This window comes from Vibrio sp. 2132-1, from assembly GCF_033344315.1.
The window spans coordinates 1-629 of sequence record NZ_JAWPON010000478.1 but is presented as its reverse complement, the minus strand read 5'-3'; the positions used below and the strand labels follow the sequence as shown (position 1 = coordinate 629).

The 629-nt window shown below is 42.8% G+C and carries 1 protein-coding gene; it reads left to right on the top strand.

Annotated features, from left to right (window positions below; all coding sequences use genetic code 11):
• Positions 1–497, top strand: a 497-nt coding sequence (locus tag R8N47_RS26150) for a methyl-accepting chemotaxis protein (RefSeq protein WP_318186222.1), incomplete at its 5' end; no start/stop codon positions are given.
• Positions 498–629: the final 132 nt, after the last annotated feature.

Here is a 629-nt window from a genome sequence, read left to right as displayed (position 1 = left end):
AACATTCTCTGAATGAGTTTCGCACCATGATTGAAGAAGTACTGAGTGCCGTCACCGCTTGTGACGATAAAGTTCAAGAGCTATTTAAAACCTCTCAGCAAGTCACTGAAATCGTCAAAGTGATCGACAGCATCGCCTCACAAACCAATCTCCTAGCTCTAAACGCAGCGATTGAAGCAACTAGAGCTGGTGAACATGGACGAGGATTTGCAGTGGTTGCGGATGAAGTGAGAACTTTAGCAACTCGAACCAGCACGTCGATTGATGAAATCAACCACGTAGTTCTGAGCAACCAATCCCTAACGACCGAAACTCGCTCATTTATCGAGGTCATCAACCAAGGCTTTCTCAGTTCGATGTCGAAACTATTAGAAGTGGACGAGTTTATGAAATCAATCGATGAAGGTTCACACCTAACAGTTGAGTCGATCAGTGCGCTGAGAGCTATCGTCAATCAGGATACTCATCTCCCTTTGAATTCAGCATCAAATGGTTAGCGCAAACTTGACAGCTAAGTATTGATTTTTATGAGCAATAGGCCTGAACAGAAACTTTTCGGTCAAACAATTCTTTGACTCTGAGCATGAAAAAAGCCCTATTCAAAATCCACATTGGTGAGAACTTTGAAT